Raw genomic sequence first — 2481 nt, forward strand, 5'->3', positions numbered from 1 at the left:
GTCAATCACCGACTCACCTGCCTCGCCTCTCACCAGCATTGCCGAACACGTGCTATTTGCCCCCGCCGACCATCCGGTCATGACCAGCTCCAACATCGCCGTGCTCGCCTTGATCGAAGGATTGGTGGCGGGTGTGATGGCCCGCAATAAAGAAGCCGTCAAGTTGGCGACAGAGCTGACCGAAAGCGTGATGTCTTACCTGCATATTCCTTCCAGCAGTAAATCGCCGAAAAAGTGATATTTCTTGGGGGGGGGGCGCCCCCACAGCACTGCGCACTCCTTGATGTCATGGTGCCCGCACGACTACGCGCCTGGCGCCAACATGCTGAAATCGGGAACAGGCGGGGTTAGAGCGAGCGTAAAAAGCCGGATCAGGCGCCGGCCACGGGGTAAGATTTGCAGCAATTGCTGCGGTGTGATGCTCATGTCTGCATCGCTTCGAATGTAGATCGTCCTGAATAAAAACGACTGGCCACCGACTTATCGACAGCGCATGGCTTAGCTTATAGAATCGTGCGCCGAAAAAAATAAAACTTTCTTGATTCGCAGGTAGCGCATGACACCCTCCGTTAGCGAAACAAAGAATCTGGACATCGAAGTATTGCGTGCCTATGCCATCGCTATTACTTTCGTTGCCCATCTGGGTCTTTTAAATCCGGATTGGTTTAAATGGACTACCTATTTCTGGCTGGGTGGAGGGGTAGATTTATTCTTCTGCATTTCCGGATTCCTTATAACGACATCATTGATAAAAGCTTCGAACCAGCAAGATCAGTTCCTGCGTTTTGCCGGATCTTTTTGGACAAGGCGGTTGTTTCGATTGTGGCCCGCAGCGATTTTCTGGTCGACCATAACGTTGGCAATTTCATTTGCCTTTGACGTCTCCAGGACATTTGGCTCACAAGAGAACATGGTAAACTCTTGGACATTCGGCATGTTGAATATCCAAAATATATACATCTGGTACACTGAAAATTCAAACAGCGCAACTCCACTATGGCACTACTGGAGCTTGTCGCTAGAAGAACAGTTCTATGTAATTCTCCCCATCATTTTGTTCTTCACCCCTAATCGCAAATTATTGATCATCCCTTTTCTTGCAGTGGCAATTTACCATTCCACACAGATACGTCCGTGGGGTACATTGCTTTGGTTTATTCGAAGCGACGCATTGCTTTACGGCACCCTCATCGCGCTGGCCTGGCATTACTACCCACAGCGGATATCAAGTATTTTCTCTACCAAGAACAAAAAAACATTACAACTTGCATTATTGATTTGTATTCCCTTACCCATCATCACAGCAAAAATCGGCTGGTCCCCCTATTTCATGGGATTTGTCGCAATCACTTCAAGCCTGGTTGTGCTCCTGTGTTCGGGAAATCTAAACCTTAYGGGCTCAAATGGCCGCCTCCGAAAGATCGCCATTCACATCGGATCGCGCTCTTACTCCATTTATCTTGTTCACAACCCTATATTTGCAATTGTAAGAGAAATATGCCTTCAATCAGGGTATACGGATCTCACACTTGAAACCGATAAAATATTTGCCGTCCTCATCGCACTAGTACTAACTGGAGTGATTGCAGAGTTTTCCTACCAATTTGTGGAAACTCCACTTAGAAGTTACGGGTCGCAGCTTTCGAAAGCAAAATTCAAGCGGGTGATGTTGGCCAACTAATGCTTTTGGAGCAGCCGTCCTGATCAGCGAAACTGATTCAACGCGACGCGGTATTTTTTCAAAGATCTCGAGTCGCTGACTGCCAAGGATGTCAGCCGAACACTCAAAAATAAAAAGGGGGCGGGACGGAGTGATCCCCCCCTGGCTCCCCATCTTCTTTTTCATACTTCTTGAAAGCTTCGAGAGTTTCACTCTGGATTTTTCCAGGCAGGTAAGCGGCGACGTGACAGTACTACGGCCTGAACTGGTGACGGTCTGCCACTTGTTTGTACGCCAGTCGGCAGAGTTGGCGGCAGCAGTGACTCACCGAATGCTGAAGACCTTGCTCGACAATCACTGGCATCCTTCAGGGGTCTTCGACCGTAAGCGCTCCATGAACCCCACATTTTAAAGGTAGGATCTATGGCTATCTTGGAGTTTGCGGTGTGTAGTTGGGCGGAAACTGGCGGGGTGAACGATCAACGTTAGCCGAACGGCATCTCCCGCCCCTCCCACTTATTTTTATTTGTTTCATAATTGACCTGCCAGCCTGCCGGTGAACGGCAAGCGGAGGACTTTGCATGCTCCAAACGACCGAGGTATCGCGCGTGAAGCGCTTCGCCGCAAACACGGCGGGTCGGGATTTCGCTGTCGGCGATATTCACGGACACTTCACCCGACTGCAATCTGCGCTAGACAAGGCCGGCTTCGAACCGTCGGAAGACCGACTGTTCAGCGTCGGAGACCTGATTGACCGAGGCCCTGAATCTCTGGACGTCGATGAATGGCTTTTACGCAAGCCCTGGTTTCATGCTGTGCGC

2 protein-coding genes and 1 pseudogene are annotated in these 2481 nt (G+C 49.9%); all 3 read left to right on the top strand.

Features of this window, described 5'->3' with window-relative positions; translation table 11 throughout:
* Window positions 1–238: pseudogene (locus tag AC1DVH_RS29550) on the top strand (MurR/RpiR family transcriptional regulator); the annotation flags it as partial.
* A gap of 318 nt (window positions 239–556) precedes the next feature.
* Window positions 557–1681, top strand: a complete 1125-nt coding sequence (locus tag AC1DVH_RS29555) for an acyltransferase family protein (protein ID WP_477756770.1) — start codon at window positions 557–559, stop codon at window positions 1679–1681.
* A gap of 560 nt (window positions 1682–2241) precedes the next feature.
* Window positions 2242–2481: metallophosphoesterase (locus AC1DVH_RS29560; protein ID WP_477756771.1), on the top strand; the 240-nt coding region annotated here is incomplete at its 3' end.

It is taken from the genome of Pseudomonas sp. P4_C3 (assembly GCF_056402075.1).